At 69.5% G+C, this 21,030-nt stretch carries 15 protein-coding genes and 3 pseudogenes; 6 read left to right on the forward strand and 12 right to left on the reverse strand.

The window, feature by feature from the left end:
• Nucleotides 1-7: 7 nt before the first annotated feature.
• Nucleotides 8-319, forward strand: a complete 312-nt coding sequence (locus OG410_RS32130; RefSeq protein WP_329302303.1) for an SCO4225 family membrane protein — start codon at nucleotides 8-10, stop codon at nucleotides 317-319.
• A 19-nt stretch (nucleotides 320-338) separates the two neighbouring features.
• On the opposite strand, the gene OG410_RS32135 is transcribed toward OG410_RS32130, so the two are convergent.
• Both OG410_RS32135 and OG410_RS32140 read right to left on the reverse strand, forming a co-directional pair.
• Nucleotides 339-998, reverse strand: coding sequence for a response regulator transcription factor (locus OG410_RS32135; protein ID WP_329302304.1), 660 nt, complete (start codon nucleotides 996-998; stop codon nucleotides 339-341).
• Between the two features lies 1 nt (nucleotide 999).
• Complete coding sequence (locus OG410_RS32140; RefSeq protein WP_329302305.1) at nucleotides 1,000-2,274, reverse strand: sensor histidine kinase; 1,275 nt, start codon at nucleotides 2,272-2,274, stop codon at nucleotides 1,000-1,002.
• 250 nt (nucleotides 2,275-2,524) lie between these two features.
• Between OG410_RS32140 and OG410_RS32145 the strand changes: the two genes are divergently transcribed.
• The 4 genes from OG410_RS32145 to OG410_RS32160 all read left to right on the forward strand — a co-directional run bounded on the left by OG410_RS32145 (nucleotide 2,525) and on the right by OG410_RS32160 (nucleotide 5,293).
• On the forward strand, nucleotides 2,525-2,776 hold the full coding sequence (locus OG410_RS32145) for a hypothetical protein (protein WP_329302306.1): 252 nt from the start codon (nucleotides 2,525-2,527) through the stop codon (nucleotides 2,774-2,776).
• Nucleotides 2,777-2,990: 214 nt separating this feature from the next.
• Complete coding sequence (locus OG410_RS32150) at nucleotides 2,991-3,938, forward strand: CPBP family intramembrane glutamic endopeptidase (protein WP_329302307.1); 948 nt, start codon at nucleotides 2,991-2,993, stop codon at nucleotides 3,936-3,938.
• A 511-nt stretch (nucleotides 3,939-4,449) separates the two neighbouring features.
• Nucleotides 4,450-4,959 (forward strand): UvrD-helicase domain-containing protein, encoded by a 510-nt coding sequence (locus tag OG410_RS32155; RefSeq protein WP_329302308.1) that lies wholly within the window; start codon nucleotides 4,450-4,452, stop codon nucleotides 4,957-4,959.
• Nucleotides 4,960-5,026: 67 nt separating this feature from the next.
• Nucleotides 5,027-5,293, forward strand: a complete 267-nt coding sequence (locus OG410_RS32160) for a hypothetical protein (protein WP_329302309.1) — start codon at nucleotides 5,027-5,029, stop codon at nucleotides 5,291-5,293.
• 33 nt (nucleotides 5,294-5,326) lie between these two features.
• Here OG410_RS32160 and OG410_RS32165 read toward each other — a convergent pair.
• From OG410_RS32165 to OG410_RS32195, 7 genes and pseudogenes are all read right to left on the reverse strand, one after another.
• Nucleotides 5,327-6,486 (reverse strand): annotated as a pseudogene (locus tag OG410_RS32165) (IS3 family transposase).
• Nucleotides 6,487-6,545: 59 nt separating this feature from the next.
• The gene (locus OG410_RS32170; protein WP_329302310.1) at nucleotides 6,546-6,866 is read right to left on the reverse strand and encodes a MafI family immunity protein; all 321 of its coding nucleotides are present in this window, start codon (nucleotides 6,864-6,866) and stop codon (nucleotides 6,546-6,548) included.
• A gap of 31 nt (nucleotides 6,867-6,897) precedes the next feature.
• Nucleotides 6,898-8,018, reverse strand: a pseudogene (locus tag OG410_RS32175) (IS630 family transposase).
• A 726-nt stretch (nucleotides 8,019-8,744) separates the two neighbouring features.
• The gene (locus tag OG410_RS32180) at nucleotides 8,745-9,989 is read right to left on the reverse strand and encodes an oxidoreductase (protein WP_329302311.1); all 1,245 of its coding nucleotides are present in this window, start codon (nucleotides 9,987-9,989) and stop codon (nucleotides 8,745-8,747) included.
• Between the two features lie 704 nt (nucleotides 9,990-10,693).
• Nucleotides 10,694-11,884, reverse strand: coding sequence for an IS110 family transposase (locus OG410_RS32185; protein ID WP_329302312.1), 1,191 nt, complete (start codon nucleotides 11,882-11,884; stop codon nucleotides 10,694-10,696).
• Between the two features lie 242 nt (nucleotides 11,885-12,126).
• A pseudogene (locus OG410_RS32190) lies at nucleotides 12,127-12,875 on the reverse strand (transposase family protein).
• 238 nt (nucleotides 12,876-13,113) lie between these two features.
• Nucleotides 13,114-14,364, reverse strand: a complete 1,251-nt coding sequence (locus tag OG410_RS32195) for a magnesium and cobalt transport protein CorA (RefSeq protein WP_329302313.1) — start codon at nucleotides 14,362-14,364, stop codon at nucleotides 13,114-13,116.
• Between the two features lie 215 nt (nucleotides 14,365-14,579).
• Here OG410_RS32195 and OG410_RS32200 point away from each other — a divergent pair, with 215 nt between their 5' ends.
• Complete coding sequence (locus OG410_RS32200; RefSeq protein ID WP_329302314.1) at nucleotides 14,580-15,686, forward strand: winged helix DNA-binding domain-containing protein; 1,107 nt, start codon at nucleotides 14,580-14,582, stop codon at nucleotides 15,684-15,686.
• A 162-nt stretch (nucleotides 15,687-15,848) separates the two neighbouring features.
• Here the strand turns inward: OG410_RS32200 and OG410_RS32205 are convergent, their stop codons facing one another.
• From OG410_RS32205 to OG410_RS32215, 3 genes are all read right to left on the reverse strand, one after another.
• Nucleotides 15,849-16,640 (reverse strand): S1 family peptidase, encoded by a 792-nt coding sequence (locus tag OG410_RS32205; RefSeq protein ID WP_329302315.1) that lies wholly within the window; start codon nucleotides 16,638-16,640, stop codon nucleotides 15,849-15,851.
• A gap of 444 nt (nucleotides 16,641-17,084) precedes the next feature.
• Complete coding sequence (locus tag OG410_RS32210; protein ID WP_329302316.1) at nucleotides 17,085-19,934, reverse strand: ATP-binding protein; 2,850 nt, start codon at nucleotides 19,932-19,934, stop codon at nucleotides 17,085-17,087.
• Between the two features lie 151 nt (nucleotides 19,935-20,085).
• A complete protein-coding gene (locus OG410_RS32215) occupies nucleotides 20,086-20,937 on the reverse strand; it encodes a helix-turn-helix transcriptional regulator (RefSeq protein ID WP_329302317.1) in 852 nt (283 codons plus the stop codon).
• Between the last annotated feature and the right edge of the window lie 93 nt (nucleotides 20,938-21,030).

Genomic DNA, 21,030 nt, shown 5'->3' on the forward strand with positions numbered 1-21,030 from the left:
CGTCACCATGATCCGTCCGGATCTCTTCCTCCTACGCGGCGTGCGCCGTGCGCCCGGCACCTTCGCAGCAGGGATCTATCTGACGGTCTGTGTCCTGCTGTTCGGATGGGCAGTCGTGGTCACCTCGGATGAGTCCATGGTGCTTGTCATCCCGATGTTCGCCACCATCCCGGCAAGTCTCGTCCTGCTGTTCGTCCTGCCCGAAGGCAGCATGACGTTCCTGCTCTCCATGGTTCTCGGAGCACTGATCAACGCCCTGATCATCGGCTGGTGCACCCGTGTACTGAGCCGTGGGAGCAACCCGGACACGGCATCCTGACGGCAGAAACCCGCTGTGCTCAGGCCGGACGCCGTGGATCCTCCAGATACCGCAGGACCGCGGCGACCCGCCGGTCCACCCGGTCCGTCGGCGACAGGTCGAGTTTGGCGAAGATGCTGCGGATGTGCTTGTGGACGGCGCCCTCGGTGACGACGAGCCGTTCGGCGATGGCGGCGTTGCCGAGCCCCTCGGCCATCAGCGCGAGTACGTCCCGCTCGCGGGGGCTGAGCCGGTCGAGGCGGGTGTCCTGGCGGGAGCGGGTGAAGAGCTGGGCGACGACCTCGGGGTCGATGGCGGTACCGCCGTCCGTCACGCGCCGCAACGCGTCCAGGAACTCCTCCACCCGGCCGACGCGTTCCTTGAGCAGGTAGCCGAGGCCGCTCACGCCGCCGGTGAGCAGCTCGGTGGCGAAGGACTGCTCGACGTACGCGGACAGCACGAGGACGGCGAGGCCGGGCCGCCGGCGCCGGGCCTCGACCGCCGCGACGATCCCCTCGTCGGTGTGGGTCGGCGGCATCCGTACGTCGAGGACGGCGACGTCCGGTTTGTGTTCGTCGATGGCGGCCAGCGCCTCGTCGGGAGTGCCCGCGGTGGCCACCACGTCGAGGCCCTCGGCGCGCAACAGCAGAGCGAGGCCCTCGCGCAGCAAGGGGTCGTCCTCGGCGATCACGATCCGCATGTCACGATCCACAGGGAAGGTCCGCCTTCAGGGTTGTCGGGCCGCCGGGCGGGCTGGCCAGGGAGAGGGTGCCGTCGTGCGCCGCGATCCGGCGGCGGATGCCGGTGAGTCCGGAGCCGCCGTCCTCGTCCGCGCCGCCCCGGCCGTCGTCCTCGACGCACAGGTGGAGGCGCCCGCCGCGGCTGCGCGCGGTGACGGTGGCGCTTGCGGCGCCGCTGTGTCTGGCGATGTTGGTCAGAGCCTCGGCCACGATGAAGTAGGCGGTCGCCTCGACGGAGGCGGCACACCGTTCGGGTACCGCCACATCGATCCGGCAGGGCACCGCGCAGTTCGCGGCGAGCCCCGAGAGCGCGCCGGCCAGCCCGCGGTCGTCCAGCACCGGGGGCAGGATGCTCCGGGAGACCGTGCGCAGCTCCGCGAGGGCCTGCTCGGCGGCGGACTGGGCGCGTTCGAGGAGCTCGTCGGCGCCCGCCGGGTCGCGGGCCACCATACGGCGGGCGGCGCCGAGCAGGACGGTGACGGAGACGATCCGGTTCTGGGTGCCGTCGTGCAGGGAGCGCTCGATGCGGCGCAGTTCGGTGGCGTGGGCGTCCAGGGCTGCGGCACGGGTGGCGGTGAGTTCGGCGACGCGGAGCGACAGATCCGTTTCCGGCCCGGCCGCGAGGAGCAGGCGTCCGGGCCGGGCCTGGGAACGGGCCATGCCGGGGCCGAGCCCCAGGACGATGGCGATCCAGCCCACGCCCAGCATGGCCACGGCGAGCGCCTCGGGCCAGGAGTGCGCGTGGCCGAGCCCCACGGACGTGGCGGTCGTGTCCTCGGGGAAGAGCCTCCAGTACAGCGGGAAGAGACTGTCGCGCGCGGCGACGACCGGCAGGAGGACACCGAGGATCCCCAGGAGGAGCCCCAGGGTGGCGTGCCGGGTCAGCCAGCGCATCTCCCGTCGGGTGGTGGGGTCGACGAGGGCGAGCCGCAGCCGTGTCGGCGGAGGTTCCGGGGCGATGACCTCGGGGCCCCGGCGGCCGAGCCGGTCGCGTTCCCGGCGGGCCAGGGCGTGCAGCGCGCTCAGGACCGCGGGCGCCATGAGCAGTCCCACCCCGACCGGGCTCGTCGCGGCGGTGACCGCCAGCCAGAGCAGTACGAGCAGCGCGAGGAAGGCCGTACCGAGCCCGGAGGCGAGTTGCGCGATCGCGGAGCCGGCCGCACTCGTGGTCCGTACGACGGTGTCCCTGAGGCCCACCCGCCCGTCACCGGCTGTCGCGTCCTGCTGGACCGCCATCCGTTCCCCCTCCTCCCGGCGTGTTTCGCGCGCCGTGTATTCGTGCGCCGTGTTTCGTGAAGGTGCATCCGTCTCGCGAACGACCCTATGACGCCCATCAGTTGGGTGTCAGCCGAGGGACGGAGGTACAGCCTGCTGTACCTCGGACCGGGCGGGCTGCGGGATCGGCCGTGAGGGGTGTCGATCCGTAACTTCGGTGATGTCAGCCGGAACCCCCGGACCCACCGCTCAGCACCACAGGAGAAGCCCCATGGCGACCACCGACCCCTACCGCCTCACCACCCCCGCCGACGGCACGCACGAAGCGTCGTCGCCCGCAGTCACCGGCGCGGAGGTCGTCCGTACGCTGCTCTGGATCCTGGTCGTGGCCGGCGCGGTCGCCAACACGGTGGCCAGCTACGCCGAAGCGGACACCTGGGTGCACCTGGCCTGCGGCGTGGTCACCCTCTTCGGCGCGGGCACCCTCGCCGCACGCCACCTGCGGGGCCGCACCCGGCGATGACCCGCCAGGCCGCCGCCCTCGGCCCAGCGGCGACCACGGCTCCGATCGACGGCGGTACAGCCTGCTGTACCGCCACTCGGGGCGCACACGGCAATGATCCGCGGACGCGTGACTGGTGTGCTGAACACGTCACGTCAGCCGGATTCCGGCACAGCTCCGACAGCTTCCGGCACAGCTCCGACAACTTCCGGACCGCTTCCGAAGGGACACCACGGTGAGCAGCATCCAAGCCCCCGTCAGTATCGAGGCCCGACCGGCCGGCAGGGGCCGCGAGGACGGCACAGGACTGCGGGGCAGCATTCGCCGCCGCCCCCTGACCTGGTTCTTCTCGCTGGCCTACCTGCTGAGTTGGACCGCATGGACGCCGTACGTCCTGTCCGAGAACGGCCTGGGCGTCTGGCACTTCGCCTTCCCCGGAGGCGGCCTCGGCGGCCAGCTCTTCGGCGTCCTGCCCGGCGCCTACCTCGGCCCGATCCTGTCGGCACTCCTGGTGACCGGCGTCACCGAGGGACGCCGCGGACTGCGGGCCTGGCGCGGCCGGATGACCAAGTTCAAGGTCGGCCGGCGCTGGTACGCCGTGGTCCTGCTCTCGGTGCCCGCCGTGCTGACCCTCGCCTCGGTCGCGCTGTCCGGCCGCGGTCCCGCGATGCCGCCCGTCGTCGTGCTGGCCGCGTTCCTGCCCGGCCTGCTCCTGCAGATGATCACCACCGGCCTCGCCGAGGAGCCCGGCTGGCGCGAGTTCGCCATGCCCCGCCTGCAGCGCCGCCACGGCCCGCTGCTCGGCACCCTCGTCGTCGGTCCGCTGTGGGGCGCCTGGCACCTCCCGCTGTTCCTGACCGAGTGGGGCAACTGGCCGCACGTGTCCTGGACCGCGCCGCTGGAGTTCATCGTCACCGCGGTCGCCTTCAGCTTCGTCATGACATGGGTGTTCAACCGCACCGGCGAGAGCCTGCCGATGGCCATGCTGCTGCACTGCGGCGTCAACAACTACATGTCCCTCGCCTGGTCCGACATGTTCCCCGGACTGTCCCGCGAACACGCCGCACACGCCTTCCTGCTCAGCGCCACCGTCGCGGCCCTCGTCCTGCTGGTCACCACCCGCGGCCGACTGGGCTGCCCACCGGCACACGAGGCCTCCGCACTGCCGGGCCGGACGGTTTGACCGCGCTGCTGTCGGAGTGCCGCAGATTGCGCGCGGAGTCCGTTCGCGCGATCGCCGACCATTTGGAACGAGTCTTCCCTGACTATGAAGGTTCGGCGGTTACAGAGCCGGTGCCGCCGACGCCGGAGCAGGCTCAACAGGTCGTGTCCGACGGATTGTTCGACCTGGAAGGTCTACGCGACGCGGCCTTGGAAGAAGCGTTGCGGGCCCCGATCGAGCAGTGGATGACCTTCCTACACCCCGATCAGGTCGCACTGGTACGCCGCAATTGGTCGGGTCCGGCGCGCATCAGCGACCCGGCGGGCACAGGTAGGACGGTGGTCGGACTTCACCGCGCGGCCCACTTGGCCCGGCGCACCGGCGGCCGGATCCTGTACGTCACGTACGCCAACAATCTGCCCCGCGTACAGGCCACTTTTCTCAGAACCATGGCCCCGGCGGTCGCCGACCGGGTGGACTTCCGCAGCCTCGCTCCTGGGCCCAGGAGCTCCTGCAAGGGCGCGGTGTCCCAGTGCGGCTGCACGGAGACAAGGCAGAGACCACCTTCAGTCTTGCCTGGAAGCACGTCGGACGCGACAGCCGTCTCGCCGAGATCGACCCGGCACCGATCTATTGGCGAGAGGAGATCGACCACGTCGTCAAGGGCCGCGGCATCACCACCTTCGAGGAGTATGCGACCGTGCCCCGGCGCCGTCGCAGAGCGAGCCTGCGCCGCCCGCACCGGCAGGCGGTGTGGGAGTTGTACGAGGTGTACGAGTCGCTGCGCATCGAGCGCGGCGTACACGACTTCAACGACGTGCTCTCGCTCGCCCTTACGGAAGCGTCGCGTCACACCGATCGTCTCCCGTATACGGCCGTCATCGTGGATGAGGTCCAGGACCTCACCCTCGTCGGGGTACGTCTCTTACACGCTCTCGTCCGTGATGCCCCCAACGGGCTGCTCCTGGTCGGCGACGGCCAGCAGGCCGTCTACCCGGGCGGGTTCCGCCTAGCCCGATGCCGGCATCGACATTCGTGGTGACCGCGGACAGGTCCTGCGTATCAATTACCGCAACAGCAGGCAGATCCTGGACGCGGCCCTCACGATTGTGGCTGACGACGCCTTCGAGGACATCGACGGCCTGCATACACCAGGCGGCCGCGACGTCGATCTCACTTATCACGGTGGGCAGGTGGCCCGCGTCACCAAGCCGACTGTGGATGCTCACGATCAGACGCTGCTGGACGCATTATGTGCCTCGCCCGATGGTGTGCGAGCTGATGCCGCCGTGCTGTGCCCGTCCATGCGAGCTATCGGCCATTACCAGCGACTGCTCACTCAGGCGGGTCTGATGCAGGTTCGGGTGACAGGTTGACCTGCCCCACGGTTTGGGTTCCAGCTGCGGTGGCTAACTGGCGGCGGGGATGGTGTCTTGTTCGGAGAGTAGTTCGTACTCGATCGGGGTGCGGTAGCCCAGTGCTGAGTGGCGCCGCTGTCGGTTGTGGAAGATCTCGATGTACTCGAAGATCGCGTTCGCCAACTCGACCCGGGTCTTCCACCGTTTGCGGTTCAACAGCTCGATCTGCATCGAGGACCAGAAGGATTCCATCATCGCGTTGTCCAGGCCGTCCCCGACCGTGCCGAACGACGGCAGGAGCCCGGCGGAGCGGATCCTTTCCCCGAAGACCCAGGAGGTGAACTGGGTGCCGTGATCGGCGTGCACTATCCCGCCCGGCTCAGGGCGCCGGTTGCGGATGGCCATGTCCAACGCGTTGACCACGAGGGTGGAGTCCTGTCTGGAGTCGATCGACCAGCCCACGATCTTGCGGCTGAACGCGTCCAGAACCGCCGCGCAGTACACCCACCCTTCTCTGGTGCGATGTTGCGTGATGTCGGTGACCCACAGCTCGTTGGGACGCAGCCGATGGAACTTCCGGTTGACCAGGTCATCGGCGGTTACGACACCCCGCAGGCGCTTGATCCGCACCGGTCCGGGCAGTCCGTGGATCCCGGCCTGTGTCATCAGCACCGACACGGTCCTCGAGCACACCTGGATGCCCATGCCCAGGGTGAGCTCGGCGTGGACGCGGCGGTAGCCGTAGGTGCCGCGTGAGGCGACGTGGACTTCCCGGATCAGCCCGGTCAGCCACTCCCGTCGCAGCTGCCGCGGTGTGGTGGGGGTGCGCTTGTGTTTGTAGTAGTTCTGCCGGGCGACCCCGAGGATCCGGCAGCATCGGTCGACCGGTGCCCCGGCATCGACGAGACGGTCGATCACCGGGTAGAGCCTTTTGGGGCCGGCTTGTCCTCGCCGAGGAACTTGGCGGCCTTGCGGACGATCTCGAGCTCGGTTTCCAGCTCGCGGATTCGTCGCCGCGCTGCATGCAGCTCTGCGGACTCCTCCGAGAGCCTGCCAGGGCGCCGGCCGTTGTCGATGTCGTCCTGGCGCAACCACTTCGACAACGTGACCGGATGGATGCCGAGGTCAACGGCGGTCTGCTTCTGTTCTTTTCCTGCCAGCACCAACGCGATGGCGCGGGCGCGGAACTCAGCAGGGTAGGCGCGGGGCATGTCCGGCAGCCTTTCGTGAAGGCCGTCAGCTAGTGCTCTGACCGGGAAGGTTTGCCGGGTCATTCCTTCTCGGAGGCAGCTGCGAGGTGGCGGCGGCAGAGGTCGGCAGCCGTGAGGTGGGGTGTGTGCAGCGCATCGCTGTAGAGCCGCATCTCACGGGCTGCTCGGTCGAGGTGCTGCCAGAAGGCGAGCGGCAGTTCGAGGTCGCCACCGAGATCGACGAGACAGTCGAAGGCGAGTCCCAACTCGTTGTGCTCCAGGAACTCAAGCGTCACTGAGAGGTCAATGTTCGGCAGGCCCGTCAAATGGACCCGGGCGGCATCGAGGTGGCCACGGGTCTGGTTCCAGCTGGACTGAAGTGCCTCGCGATCAACGGTCATGGCGTCAGTGTCGCCGGTGCTGTTCGTATGGTCACGCGGCTTTCTGTGCCGGTCGCCCGCCCCAGCGGATGCCCTTCTCGCTACGGATGCGGGAGCGCTCACGCCGTTGGGCGGTCAGCACGTCGGGATGCCGGGCGTTCTTGTTCCGCCAGCGCAGATAGGCGTGCAGGGCGCGCGTCTGCGCGATGTGGTTGCGGTGGTTGGAGTTGGCGACGGTGAACTGCCGCAACGGTCCGAAGTGGGCCTCGATCGGGTTGCCCAGGACGCATAGGTCGGGGTGAAGCACAGTCTGACCTTGTTCTTCTTGGCCCAGTGACGGATATTGGCGCCTTTGTAGGCGGACAGGTTGTCCAGGATGATGTAGATCGGAGCGCCGTCAGGTCGGGCAGCCCGGATCGACTTCAGCGCGGCCAGCGTGTTCGCGGCACCCTTCTTGCGGCGGTTGACGCCCCACATGGTGTCGTCACCGATCGAGTAGCAGCCGTGGAAGTAGCGCACTCCGTGGGTGCGGTGGTAGGTCGCGGGATGCCGCTCGGGCCGGCCCTGCCCGGCCCAGCACGATCCGGCAGTGGGCCGGATGCCGAGCGGCCCGAACTCGTCGAACGCGAAGACACGGTCCGGGAAACGCTCCAGCACCTCCTCGATGCGGTCCAGCTTGGCGTCACGCTCGGAGTCGGGCGACTCCTTCCACGTCTTGGTCCGCTGAAAGGTGACGCCGCGGCGGGCGAGCAGGCACCGTAACGCCTCGCGGCCGATGCGGACCACGCGGCCGTGCACTTTGCGCAAGTAGGCGGCGAGTTTGCGGATGGACCAGCGGGTGAAGGGCTGGCCGAGCTTGCTGGGGCGGGTGGTGGCCGTCTGGACGACGAAGTCCTCGTCGTCAGGCGTGAGCAGGCGGGAACGGCCTCCCGCCCATCGAGGGTCCAGGCAGGCCAGGCCGATCTCGTTGAACCGGTGGATCACATCCCGGACGGTGTCCTCGTCGGCCTGCACCAGCTTCGCGATCACCGGGACCCGGTTCCCGCCGGCCGAGGCCAGCAGCATCATCGCGCGCCGGTAGCGCACCGAACTGGTGCTGCCCCGGCGCACGATCTGCTGCAGCTTCTGCCCCTCCTGGTCGGCCAACCTGCGCACACGGACAGGCTCAGCCACCACACCCCCAGCAGTCGCACGGACGTCACCGCACATCCAACCGCCGGAACCACTAACCCGGCCAACCTTCCCGGTCAGAGCACTAGCCAGCAGAACTGGAACCTGAGAGGTGGGGCAGGTCAAGATGTCACCCGTTCGTGCGGCAGACCCGACATCTCGGTATGCCTGCTGGAGCACTACGACGGCAGCCCCGTCGACGCCGTCAAGCTGGGCAGCTACCGCAGGGCCAAGGGCCTGGAGTTCAAGCGCGTGTTCCTGCCGCAGTACGACGCCGCCCAGCCGAACGGGGCGCCAGTCGGTGATCGCGGAGTCGCTGAGGTGCCCGAAACGGTACGGGAGCGCGAAGAGTTGCTGCGCAGTCAGCTCTTCGTAGCAATGACCAGGGCTCGAGACGTACTTTGGTTGGGCAGCGTGCCCCGTTAGGGCAGCAGGCCCAGAGCCTGAACCGCCGGGCGGAGCGGAACAGCTCTTGCCCGGGTGCGAACTGCTGGCCTCGTTGAGCCACGCGTCCATCTATAGACGCAGACCCTGTCAACCTTGCCGTGCGTGTCGCGCGGCCTTCAGACCAAATGGACGAGGTTGGCTGAGCAGGACACGAGGGGTGGGAGCGTGGTGCAAATCAGCGGCCCGCTGTGCGCTCCATTCCCCCATCGCAGACCGAAGACGTATCGCGAGGATTGCGTGTGGTCAGCTCTCGGCACCAGATGGAACGAGCCAGTAGCACGGTTAGGCGCGAGACAGCACTCTGGTGATACCTGCGATTACGGTAGTGGCGAGTATCCATCCGGCCATGATGGCGGCCCAGGCTACCCACTGGCCTGGTCCGTGCGCGCTGAAGGCTCGTTGTTGACCTAAGTCGAGCACAGGAAGGAAGGTATCCGTCGAGTAAGTGAAGGCGGAGAAGGCCGGTGTTCCCACTCCTCCGGAAGGGGTCGGTGGGTTCGCCGTAAAATAGCTGGTCGTGCCCGCAATTCCTGCCACGAGCCAGGCGAGGGCCCGGGCTGGCCGATAGCCGAAGCCGATCACGCCGTCCTGGATCCAGCCCCACAACTTTGATGGGAGGCGCAGCTGGCTACGACGATGCCGCTGCTTCGCCAATAGCACCGTGCGAGCATCCTCGTCATGCCCAAGGCGCCGGTAGTAGGCGGCCAACTGCTCGTAGCGCCAGGGTTGGTAGTCGAAGTCCCCCCGTCGGAGCCATGCAATTCGTGCCCGAGCGGGCTGACGAGGTTGAAGCATGTCGTACCGGGTCTGGTCTAGGTCGAGGCGTTCTGGTTGAAATGCGGCGTCATCCCGGAGCGTGAGTACTGTTGCCCCTCTGAGCAGAACGGTCTCGGGCGATGATTTGAGCCCGTCCAGGCAGAGTTCCTCAGCTCGGGTGTTCTCACAGTCGAACACTGCAGGTTGGGGCCCTCTGAGATTCGCCCCGCGGAATGAGAGCTGACCGTTGATATGAGCGCCTGACAGAGCGACTCCACCAACTGCACTGAACCCGTCGGTGCACGAGAGGTCACCCGAGACCGTTGCGTGAGGCGCCCGGAGCGCGGGCCCCCCACGGTGGTTGGCGAGCTTCGCGCCTCTCAGCTCCACTCCCGCTCCGACAGAAGCGCCGTAGAGGTTCACGCCACCGTCAGCGGTCAAACCACTGCTGGCGTAGAGACCGCCACGCACCGTCATATTGGGAGCATTGAGCGCCCATCCATCCGTATCGGTCAGCGAAGCCCCGTTCAACCAGAGCTGGCCGCCAATCTCGGCTCCGAACAGTGAGAGCCCACCCTTCACTTCGGCTCTCGTACAAGACAGATCCGAACCCGTCACAAGGTTCTGTGCCCGGAGAGCCGGGCCCTGCTGAGGCCTGGTCAGCACAGCACCTTTCAGCTCGACGCCTGCGCCTACCGTGGTGCCGTAGAGGTTGACACCCCCATCCGCGATGAACCCCTGTCCGCAATACATGCCGCCAGAGACCTCCATGTCCGGAGCGTCGAGGGCATATCCGTCCGGGCAGGTTAGGTGAGCCCCCACCAACCAGAGTGGGCCTTCGATACGCGCCCCAAAGAGATGGACTCGGCCGCCAATGATTTTTGTGAGATCTAGATCTCCCCGGATCCGTAGCCCGTATCCATCCAATGCCGGTATCTGTGAGCCACGGAGCGACATGGAAAGAATGTCGGCGTGGGCGAGGTCAATAGGGTTGTCGAACGAGCAATCCTCAATGACCAGCGGATGGTCAGGACGGGCGTGCCTCAGGCGCAGCGTCCCTGTTATCCGAGCGCCGCGGAGTCGGAGCACTCGGGGTCTGATGGCCGGCGTCAGCTGAGCTCCCAATACGAGGGCGGTCAGGGCTTCTGCCCGGACCTGGCGCTCGGGACCCCATTCGTTAGCTCGTCCAACCGCGTTACGTAACTCGTCATCGACTCGGAGATCAAGTTCGCTGCCATCCTGGAGCGCTGTCCAAAGCTGCCGTTCCGAGGCGCTCAAGTCTTCAGGTACTCGCACCGGGCCCCCTACCTCTGGATCATCAACTCGTACAGCATGACTGTCAGGTGGCATCCGTGAGCATCGAGACTCAGAAGACGCCGGTAAACGGAGGTGACTGCTACGTGAGTCACTCCGTTCTTGCTGTATGTGCCCCGATTGACTCCGGTCGGGCCAGCAGTGATTCCTAATGCGGTCTGTCAAGCCGCGAGTGTGCTTGGTGGCGCGGGTTCGTAGGTCCGTCCGTCGCGGAGGAGGGCCCAGAGGACGTTGACGCGGCGGCGGGCCAGGGCGAGGACGGCCTGGATGTGACGCTTGCCCTCGGAGCGTTTGCGGTCGTAGAACCGGCGGGAATCCTCACAGCTTCGGATGCTGAACAACGCGGAGATGTAGAAGACGCGTTGGAGTCGGCGGTTGTAGCGTCGCGGGCGGCGGAGGTTGCCGCTGATCTTGCCGGAGTCGCGGGGCACGGGAGCAACGCCGCCGAAGCCGGCGAGGCGGTCAGGAGTGCCGAAGAGATTCATGTCGCCGCCGGTCGCGGCCAGGAACTCGGCACCGAGGATCACGCCCAGGCCCGGCATGCTGGTGATCACTTCGAAGTCCCGATGTTCGCGAAACCGGGCCTCGATCGCCTTGTCGAGTTCGGCGACCTGCTGGTTGAGGGCCATCACTTCCCGCGCGAGCGTGTGCACCATCTTGGCGGTCAGTTTCTCGCCGGGCAGGCTGGTGTGCTGACACCCGGCAGCCTCCAGAGCAGTCTCGGCGATCCGGTCGGAGCGGAGGACCTTGCGGTTGCGCAGCCAGGTCTCGAGCCGCTTCCTGCCTGTCCGGCGGATGGCGGCCGGGGTCTGGTAGCCGGTCAGCAGCGTGAGCGGGCCGGTGTTGGTCACGTCCAGAGCCCGCTCCAGGCCGGGGAAGATGTCGGTGAGTTGGGCGCGGAGCCGGTTGACGGTGCGGGTGCGGTCGGCGACCAGGTCCGTGCGACGGCCGGTGAGGATCTTGAGGTCGGTGACGGTCTCGTCGCCGGGGCGTAAGGGGTTCAGGTCGCGGCGGATGCGGGCCTGGTCGGCGATGACGGCGGCGTCTTTGGCATCGGTCTTGCCTTCGCCGCGGTAGCTCTCGCAGGCGCGGTGGATGGCCCGGCCGGAGATGTAGTGCACCGGCTGGTCGTGGTCGGACAGGATCGTGATGGCCAGGGCGGCGCCGCCGTCGGCCAGGTCGATGCCCCAGGTCACCTCGTCGCCCAGGGCCAGGACGTCGGTGAGCAGTTCGAGGATTTCGGGTTCGTCGTTGGCGACGCGTCGGGACAGCAGCCGACGGCCGCTCTCGTCGATCGCGACGCAGTGGTGGTGGGTCTTTCCTGCGTCGATGCCGGCCCAGATCATGGCCATGTGACGCCTCCGTGCGGTGTGCTGCTGGTGCTTCCCGACGGACGACCTCGCTGTCGATTCCCTACTCAGCGATCATTCGCAATTCCTCATTGGCAGCCGAATCGTCGTGGGGCACCGGGCGGCCAATCACTGAAAGCCACAAGCGGCAGAGCCTTTTGAACCACACCCGGCACCCTGGGCGGGTGAACCATACGAGGGGCTCACCGCATCCCGCAGAACAACGTAGGGAGCCCTTTCCAACCTCACGCTGACGCGTGGTGAAGGACGGCCTTCACGATATCGGTGATCCGGTTGGTGCTGCAGCGGAGCTTCCGTAGAAGACGCCAGTCTTTGAGGGTCGCCATGGCCTGCTCACCGACGCATCGGATCTTGGCGTGACTGGTGTTGTGGCGACGCTTCCACCTCTTCAGGCGGCGGCCGCAGAATGGGACCCGGATGGTGCCGCCGGCGCCTTGATACGCCTTGTCCGCCCAGCACTTCACGCCCGCGACGGTGAGCATGTCGATGATGCCGTGGCGGCGTGCGGCGGTGAGGTCGTGGGTCGATCTGGGCAAGGCGGGCGAGGCCCAGAGCAGGCGTCCGAAAGGATCGGTGAGGACCTGGACGTTCATGCCGTGACGCTTGTGCTTCCCAGAGTAGTAGGGGTTGTCGGCGGCGATCCGGTCGATCGGCAGCAGGGTGCCGTCGAGGATGACGAACGCCTTCTCCCGGATCGTCCGCATCGCTTCGGCCAGCGATGGGGCGAGGACGGCCAGGGCGTCGATCGCCTCGCGTATGTAGCGGTAGACCGTGGCAATTCTGATGCCGAACCCGGCTGCGAGCTGGGCGTAGGTGTCACCGCACCGAAGTGCGCGAGGGCGAGCAGGGCTTGACGGCCGGCCGTCAAGCGCCGCCACCGCGTCCCGATCTCCACCTGCCGCGCGGCCAGTTGCCCGGTCAGGAACCGCAAGGTACGGCTGGACAGATCGATCGAGGATGGGTAGACAAGCACGCGAAGCTCCTGGCAGACACGGGTGATCTTGGTCGAGACCCGTTTACCAGGAGCTTCGCTGTTGTGCATGACTGTCCAACTTGCGGTCAGCGCCATCAGGTTGGAAGAGGCTCAGGGATAGGACGAGGAGATCACCCGCATCACTTCTCCCCAGGGACTCCCCAGAGCTCGTCAGGGCCCCACTTTCGGAAGGTGCGAGAGCAAACAGCGCAGGCTCCGTGAGGGCGAACGCTCAATGCTAGAGCCAGTCCCGGCGCTTGAAAATCACGTACAGACTGGCACAGACCACGCCCATCAAGCCGATCGCGAAGGGGTATCCGAAGCGCCAGCCGAGCTCCGGCATGTTCTCGAAGTTCATGCCGTAGATGGTTCCTACGAGTGTGGGAGCGAACAGAATCGCCGCCCAGCTCGAGATCTTCTTGATCTCCTCGTTCTGCTCGAAGCCCGCCTCCGCCAACGCCCGCATCTCGGCGTTCTGTTGCTGGGTGACGAGGGTCGCGTTGACGGTGAGGATGTCGGTGAGGGCCTGGCGGAATCCGTCGACCCGCTCGCTGGTGTGCGTGACGTGGTCGGCGACGTCGCGCAGGTAGCGCTGGAGCTCCTCGTCCGTGCGGTACTTGGCGAAGCCGGCCATCAGGCTGTGCAGCATGCCGACGAGCGGGCGGGTGGCACGCTGGAACTCGACCATCTCGCGGGAGAGTTCGTAGATACGGCGGGACACCGCGGGGTCGCCGCGGAAGACCTCGGTCTCGATCTCGTCGACGTCGTTCTGGACGCCGAAGACCACCGGGACGTAACCGTCGACGACGGAGTCGAGGATGGCGTAGAGGACGGCCTCCGGGCCGAGCCTCAGCAGTTCCGGGCTGCTCTCCATGCGCCTGCGCACCGCCGACAGGTCCGGTGCCGCGCCGTGCCGGACCGTGATCACGAAGTCCGGCCCCACGAACACGTGCAGCTCGCCGAAGTCGACCTCCTCGGCCGCGTCCAGATAGCGGGCGGCGCTCAGGACGACGAAGAGCGTCTCCCCGTACCGTTCCAGCTTCGGACGCTGGTGTGCCTCCATCGCGTCCTCGACGGCCAGCGGATGCAGGTCGAACTCGGCCGCCAGTGAATGGAGTTCGGCAGCCGTCGGACGGGCCAGGCCGATCCACGCCATACCGTCCGGCTGCTCGCGCAGTTCACGGAAGGTCTCGGCCAGCGACCCGGGCGTCGACACCCGTACCCCGTCGCGGTACAGCGCGGACTGGACGACGCTGACGACCTCGGCGGGATCGGGCGCGGGGGGCGCTTCGTGCGGTGCCGCGGGCCGCGGGGGCGGCGCGGACGGCGGGGTCAGGGCCCGCCGCCAGAGAGACCTCCGTGCGGTCTTCGCGTCCTTCCGTCCCCCGGGGCCCCCGGAGTCTGCGGATCCCTTCGCCTCCGTGGAACCGTCCGTGTCCCCGGTGCCCCGCCGGTTCTCCGAGGCCGGGCGGGCGCGTCGCTCGGACATCGCGGCTGCCTCCAGGGTCGAACGTACGTCTACGCGATCTCCGAGCAGGATATACGGGGCAAACGGTCCGCGTGCCGTCGTCCGGGCGGCACCGGGTGAGTCCTACGGGATGCACCGGATGAGAGGTACCGGCCGCACCGGGTGAGAGGTACCGGGCGGGACCGGGTGGGAGTTGCGGACAGAAGGTGTCCGCGAGCGGCGTTAGCGTGCCGGTCATGACGAAGACGACCGCGACGGCGCCCGTGCTCGGTACCCGCGCCCTCAACCGCGCGACCCTCGACCGTCAGCTCCTGCTGCGCCGCACCCCCATGTCCGCGACGGCCGCCGTCGGACACCTCCTCGGCCTGCAGGCGCAGAACACGAAGCCCCCGTACTACGCCCTCGCGGCCCGCCTGGAAGGCTTTAGGCCCGGGGACCTGTCGGCGGCCATGGACGCACGCGAGGTCGTGCGGATCGTCACCATGCGCTCCACCATCCACACGCACACCGCCGACGACGCCCTCACCCTGCGCCCGCTGGTGCAGGCCGCCCGCGACCGGGAGCTGGTCCACTTCCGCGAGGGACTCGCCGGCGTCGACCTGGACCGGCTCGCCGCGATCAGCCGTGAGCTGGTGGAGGCCGAACCGCGCACCATGAAGCAGCTCCGGGAGGCGCTGCTCGCACAGTGGCCGGACGCCGACCCGTTCGCCCTCTCCATCGCGGCCCGCTGCACCCTGCCCCTGGTCCAGGTCACCCCGCGCGGTCTGTGGGGCCGCAGCGGCCAGGTCGCCCTCACCACCGCCGAGCACTGGCTGGGCCGTCCCGCCGAACCCGCCCCCGCGCCCGACGCGACCGTGCTGCGCTATCTCGCCGCCTTCGGCCCCGCCTCGGTCAAGGACATGCAGACCTGGGCCGGCCTGACCCGGCTCCGTGAGGTCTTCGAGCGGCTCCGGCCCTCTCTGGCGGTGTTCCGCGACGAGAACGGAGCGGAACTCTTCGACCTGCCCGACGCGCCCCGGCCCGGCCCGGATACTCCCGCCCCGCCCCGCTTCCTGCCCGAGTTCGACAATCTGCTGCTGTCCCACGCCGACCGCTCCCGTGTCGTCCCCGCGGACCTCAAGGGGCGTACCTGGCGGGGCAATCAGGCGTACCGCACCCTGCTCGTCGACGGTTTCGTGTCCGGCCTGTGGAAGCTGGAGGAGGGCGCGCTGGTCGTCGAACCCTTCGGCCGGCTCACCAGGGCGCAGCGGGACGAGGTCACCGCGGAGGGGGAGCGGATGCTCACCGTGATGCACGGCGGCGAGGGGTACGGCATCCGGTTCGGCACGGTCGCGCTGCCGTGAGATGTCGGCGGACGGGGCGCGTCGCGGGGAAGCCGTCCGCCGGCAGGTATGCGGGACGTGCAAGGGGACGTGCTCTTGGATGAGGGGCGTTGCGGACCGCTCGTGGAGGCTCGCAACGCCCCTCGGCTTTTACCTGAGGGGTACTCAGGAGATCATCGTTTCCTACGAGTCGACCTGCTCGGTCACCAGGCTGGAGAACGTCGTCAGGCGGGTGTAGACCCCCGGGTAGCCGGGCTCCGCGCAGCCCTCGCCCCAGGAGGTGATGCCGGCCAGCACCCCGCCGATGAGCAGCGGGCCGCCGCTGTCGCCCTGGCAGGTGTCGACGCCGCCGGCGGCGTAGCCCGCGCAGACCATGTCGGAGGCCACGAAGGTGGAGCCGTACGAGGCGGCGCAACTGGAGTCGGACACGGTCGGGACGGTCGCGGTGCGGAGCTGGTTGGAGGAGGTGCCGTTCTCCGAGGTGGTGCCCCAGCCGACGATGCGGGCCGTGGTGCCGGCCGCGTACAGGCCGGTGTCCGAGCCGGAGACGTACCGTGCCGGGGTGTACGGCATCGACGTGGACAGGGTCAGCACGGCCACGTCGTCGCCGTCCGTGGCGTCCGTGTAGTCGGGGTTGATCCAGATGTCGCTGACCCTGCTGACGGTGCCGTCCGTGCCGTTGAGGAACGTCCTGCCGCCCACCACCCGGATGCTGGCGGTGGTCTCGCCCGCCATGCAGTGGGCGGCGGTCACGACCTTGTCGGCGGCGACGAGGGTGCCGCCGCAGAACTGGTTCTGCCTGGCGTCGGTGATCTGCATCATGAACGGGTACGCGGTCGTCGTGGTCGTCGTGCCGCCGACGATGGGCTGGGGAACGGCTGCGGCGGACGGGGCGCCGAGCAGCGTGGTCGCGGCGGCTGCGGCGGTCGCCGCACACAGGGCGGCGCTCTTCTTGACGCGGTTGAGCCCGAACATCGGTCTCCTTGAAAGTTGCCGGTGGGGGGACGCGCGGGTGTGTGTGGGGGAGTCACGACGCCTCTGGATGGGGTGTCGTAGGGCCCGAGCGAGCGGCACGCCACACGCTAGGGGGTGTGACCGCTCTCTCCCAATGAGGGAACCCCCTAGTGGAGACGGGGGAGGGAAAACCCTTGCACGGCACGGGCCGTGTTTGACGAGGGCGCCGTCCGGTTGGTCCCGGCCCGGGGGCCCCGCCCGTCCGGCGCACGTTCACCCGAAGGAGTCACCCAGCAGCCATACCGTCCTGGCCCGGAGCTCTACCGGTGTCGGCCGGAGCGTCACCGTTCCGGCCCGCAGTCTCACCGGTCCGGCCGCTCCCCGCGCGGTCCATGTCACCGTTTCGGCCCGCATCGCTTCCGGGCCGTCGGCCGGGGGGCGTCAGTCGGGGCATCAGCCGGGGCGTCAGTCGGGCCTGCGCTCCGCCGCCAGCCGCACGATGTCGACCCGCGACCGTATCCCCAGCTTCCGGTACACCCGGGTGAGCGTGGCCTCCACGGTCTTGACGCTGATGAACAGGCGCCCGGCGATCTCGCGGTTGGTGGCGCCCTCCATGACCAGGGCGGCGACCTGACGCTCGGTGGCCGCGAGGGTGTCGAGGGCGGCGGGGGCGAGGGGCGGCGCGGCCGGGCGATGCGCGGCCGCCGTCTCGACCTGCCGGAGCCAGGGCAGCGCACGGCACCGGCGGAACAGACGGGCCGCCTCGTCGTAGGAGGTGGGTCCCGGTCCGGGCGTCCCCCCTGCCCGAGCGGATCCGGGAGCGTGGGGGAAGGTACGCAGCCCGGCGAGGGCGTAGGCGGCGCGGGCCTCCTCCAGGCCGTAGCCCAGCTTGCCGAGGCGGTCCTGCGCGGAGGCCAACTGGCGCTCCGCGGGCCCCTGTTCGCCGCGTGCGGCCCGTACCAGCGCCTCGGCGCGGTCGAGCACGGCGAGTACGCTCTCGCGTTCCAGCCGCAGCGCGCGCCTGCGGGTCACGTCGATGACGTCCTGTGCCTCCGCCGTCTCGCCGATCCTGACCAGGGCCTCGGCCAGGTCCCCGTGCCAGCGGCCCCGGGCGGGGTCGATGACACCGAGGCTCTCCTCCAGTTCGCGGACCCGGCGCAGGGAGTGGACCGCGGCCGACGCGTCCCCGGCGACGAGCTGGGCGTGCCCGAGGGCGCCCAGGGCGCGCGAGAGGTAGACCAGGTCGCCGTCCTCCTCGGCGCGGTCCACGGCCTCGCGGGCGAGCGAGAGCGCCCGGTCCACGTCGCCGCCTGCCGCCTCGGCGAGCGAGGTGAACATGGCCGTGGCGGCCTCGCCGATGCCGGTGTCGCGGGCCAGCCGAAGGCTCTCCCGGGCCAGGTCGAGAGCGCGGCCGCAGTGACCGGAGCGCAGTTCGGTCTCGGCGAGGCCGCGCAGGAAGTGCAGTTCGCTCTCGACCATCCCGCGCCGCTGCACCTCGCGCAGCAGCGCGGTGATGGCCGTACGGGCCTCGGCGAGCCGGTCGCTCATGATGAGCCAGCGGAAGCGGGCCGCTCCGGCCCCGTTGTGGTCGCAGGCGACCCGCGGGTCCTGCGGCTCGCGCATCGCCCGCTGGATGGTCGAGGGCGCGTCCGGGTGCCCCATCAGGGTCTCCATCTGCGCCTGGAAGCCGAGTGCGAGGAGTTCGGTGCGCCGGTCGCCGGCGCGCGCCGCGAGCCGCGCGGCCCGGGCGGCCTCCTCACGGGCCTTGGTCATCTCGCCGTCCATCAGCAGGGCCCGCCAGGCGAGCTGGTAGCGGACGAGGGCGACCAGGCCGGGGTCGTCGCCCGCGTCGGCGAGCGCCTGGGGGAAGACGGCGTCGATCTCGGCCATGGCCTGTCCGGCGGAGTCCACGACGACCATCCAGGCCCGGACCCGTTCGGCGGGGGCGCTGGCTCGTGACAGCACCTGGCGGGCGATGTCCCGGGCGAGGTCCGTCTCCCCGGCGGTCAGCGCGTCCTCGGCCGCCTGGAGGCGCCGTTCGTCCGGGCCCGGCCGGGCGCCGGCCGGTGTGTGCCGGGCGGCGAGCAGTCCGAGCCCGACGGCGACGGAGGGGGCGCCGCGGTCACGGGCGGCGGCCGCGGCCTCGCCGAGCCGGGCGGCGACCGCGGGGTCCGTGCCGGTGGTGGCCAGCGCGAGGTGGCGGGCCCGCTCGATGGGATCGGAGGCCGCGCGGGACAAGGCGGAGTGCGCGGCGCGCCGCTCCTGCGCGTCGGCCTCCGCGTACAGGGCGGCGGAGACCAGGGGGTGCGCGAAACGGATGCCCGGTGTCTCGCGTTCGGTGGCGAGAAGTCCGAGGGCGGCGGCCGAGGCCGTCTCCGCCTCCGCGTTCTCCCGGCCCGCGGCATGCAGCAGGGCCAGCGTCGGACGGGCTCCCGCGCTCACCACCAGCAGGGTGCGGCGGGCCTCGGCGGACAGCATGTCCAGACGGCTGAGGACGAGCGCGCGCAGTGACGTCGGTACGGGAAGCGGCTCGCCGGGACTCGGCCGGGTCGGGGACTCGGCGAGGGCGCGGCCCAGCTCCAGCGCGAAGAGGGGATTGCCGCCGCTGGTGCGGTGGATGTCGCGCACGGTGGAGCGGGGCAGACCGGTGTAGCCGCGCTGTCCGAGGAGTTCGGCCACCTGGGCGCGGGCCAGCGGGGCGACCCGCAGGGCCAGGGTCTCCGGGACAGACGCGCGTAGAAAGCGGTCGTGGTCCTGCGCCTGCGGCTCGGTCTCCGTACGGACGGCGCACAGCATACGGACCGGTGTGCCGCCCAGCCTGCGGGCGGCGAAACCGAGGAGTTCGGCGCTGGCCGGGTCGAGCCACTGAAGGTCGTCGGCGACGATCAGCACCGGCCCCCGCGCGGCCAGGGCGCGAAACGCCGACAGCACCGCGAGCCGCAGTGCCAGACCGTCGCGCTGGAGGGTGGACTCACCCCGGCCGGTGAGCGCCGACTCCAGGGCGGTGCGCTGCGGGGCGGGCAGCCGGTCGGCTATCTCGTCGACGACCAGACCGAGGAGGTCGGCCAGCGCGAGGAAGGGGAGATGGGATTCGGACTCGGTGGCCGAGCAACGCAAGACGGTCCGCGCCGATTCGGCGTATTCGGCGGCCAGTGCCCGCAGGACGGTCGATTTTCCTATTCCCGCCGGCCCGTGCACGAGCACACTGCCACCGCCGGAGAGCTGCTCGCGTGCCACCGCGATGAGTTCGTCCCGCCCGATGACCAGGTCGGGGCGCGGTCTGGCAGGTTCCCTGAAGTCCCCTCGCACGGTCACCGCTCCCCTCGTGTGTCGTGTCTTGGCCAATATTAGGCAACGTCTCTTTGAATTTCGGACAGTCCGGGTGGTGAGGGAAATAACAGATGGTTCGCATACGTCATTTCACGGTCAGGACGATTGAATGGACGGTGCCGAAGCGGGCGGCGCGCTAAGGCAGCGCCCCGGCCCGGCGCGCGGCGACGACCGCCTCCAGACGAGTGTGCGCGCCGAGCCGGCGCATCGCGGAACGCAGGTACCCCTTCACGGTCTCCGGACGGAGCCCGAGCCGCTCGGCGGCGGCCGCGTTGGTCGCCCCCGCCGCGACACAGGCGAGGACGTCCACCTCGCGCGGAGTAAGTCCGACGTCCCACGGCACCCCCGCGGACGGAGCCGCCGCGTCGGCCAGCCGGCCGCACACGGAGAGCAGCTCGGTCCGCAGCCGGTGGTCGGCGATCCGCGGCGCCAGCGCCCGCAGTGTCCCGTGCGCCTCGCGCACCTCCTCCCAGGCCGCGTCCTTCGTCGCTTCCGTCGCCGGGCAGGGCTCGCGGACGACGTCCAGCAGATCGCGTGCCGCGTCCCGCACGACCAGCGCCTGCTCCACGTCCCGGGCCGCGGCGACAGCCGCTTCCAGCGTCCGGTCACCCAGCGGCTGGGCCGTCCTCAGGGCGCCGTACAGCACACCGCGCACCCGGCGCCGTACGACCACGGGAACCGCGAGGACGGAACACAGCCCCTCCGCCGCCACCGCCGTGTCGTACTCGTGGCTGATCTGCCGCGAGGCCGGATAGTCGCTCACCGCGCAGGGCCGGGCGAGGGCCACCGCCTTGCCGCCCAGGCCGTTGCCCGACGAGACCGCGAGCGCGCTCAGCGCGGGCGTCGCCGTACCGCTCAGCTCGCTGATGCGCACCAGCCGCCCGCCGGAGTCGACCAGGCCGCCGAAGGCCACCGGCAGCCCCGTGGCACGGCGCAGCCGCACCAGCGCGGCGCGTACTTCCACCGACTCGGCCGTGTCTGCTGCCACCTGCTCTCCCTTCGTCGCGGCCTACCCCCGTTCGGGGGTGGTGAGACCTGCATCACGGAATACACGATGGTAGGCGGCGGTCCGGCAACGAGG

Origin of the sequence: Streptomyces sp. NBC_00659, from assembly GCF_036226925.1 — a bacterium.
Classification (GTDB): Bacteria; Actinomycetota; Actinomycetes; order Streptomycetales; family Streptomycetaceae; genus Streptomyces.

What these genes read in the sequence shown, in the direction of transcription:
- OG410_RS32185 (WP_329302312.1), bottom strand. Translation starts at nt 11,884, where the DNA reads ATGGCCATGATCTGGGCCGGCATCGACGCAGGAAAGACCCACCACCAC.
- OG410_RS32200 (WP_329302314.1), top strand. Translation starts at nt 14,580, where the DNA reads ATGACGAAGACGACCGCGACGGCGCCCGTGCTCGGTACCCGCGCCCTC.
- OG410_RS32170 (WP_329302310.1), bottom strand. Translation starts at nt 6,866, where the DNA reads ATGACCGTTGATCGCGAGGCACTTCAGTCCAGCTGGAACCAGACCCGT.
- OG410_RS32205 (WP_329302315.1), bottom strand. Translation starts at nt 16,640, where the DNA reads ATGTTCGGGCTCAACCGCGTCAAGAAGAGCGCCGCCCTGTGTGCGGCG.
- OG410_RS32195 (WP_329302313.1), bottom strand. Translation starts at nt 14,364, where the DNA reads ATGTCCGAGCGACGCGCCCGCCCGGCCTCGGAGAACCGGCGGGGCACC.
- OG410_RS32145 (WP_329302306.1), top strand. Translation starts at nt 2,525, where the DNA reads ATGGCGACCACCGACCCCTACCGCCTCACCACCCCCGCCGACGGCACG.
- OG410_RS32180 (WP_329302311.1), bottom strand. Translation starts at nt 9,989, where the DNA reads ATGGAGGTCTCTGGCGGCATGTATTGCGGACAGGGGTTCATCGCGGAT.
- OG410_RS32140 (WP_329302305.1), bottom strand. Translation starts at nt 2,274, where the DNA reads ATGGCGGTCCAGCAGGACGCGACAGCCGGTGACGGGCGGGTGGGCCTC.
- OG410_RS32130 (WP_329302303.1), top strand. Translation starts at nt 8, where the DNA reads ATGATCCGTCCGGATCTCTTCCTCCTACGCGGCGTGCGCCGTGCGCCC.
- OG410_RS32135 (WP_329302304.1), bottom strand. Translation starts at nt 998, where the DNA reads ATGCGGATCGTGATCGCCGAGGACGACCCCTTGCTGCGCGAGGGCCTC.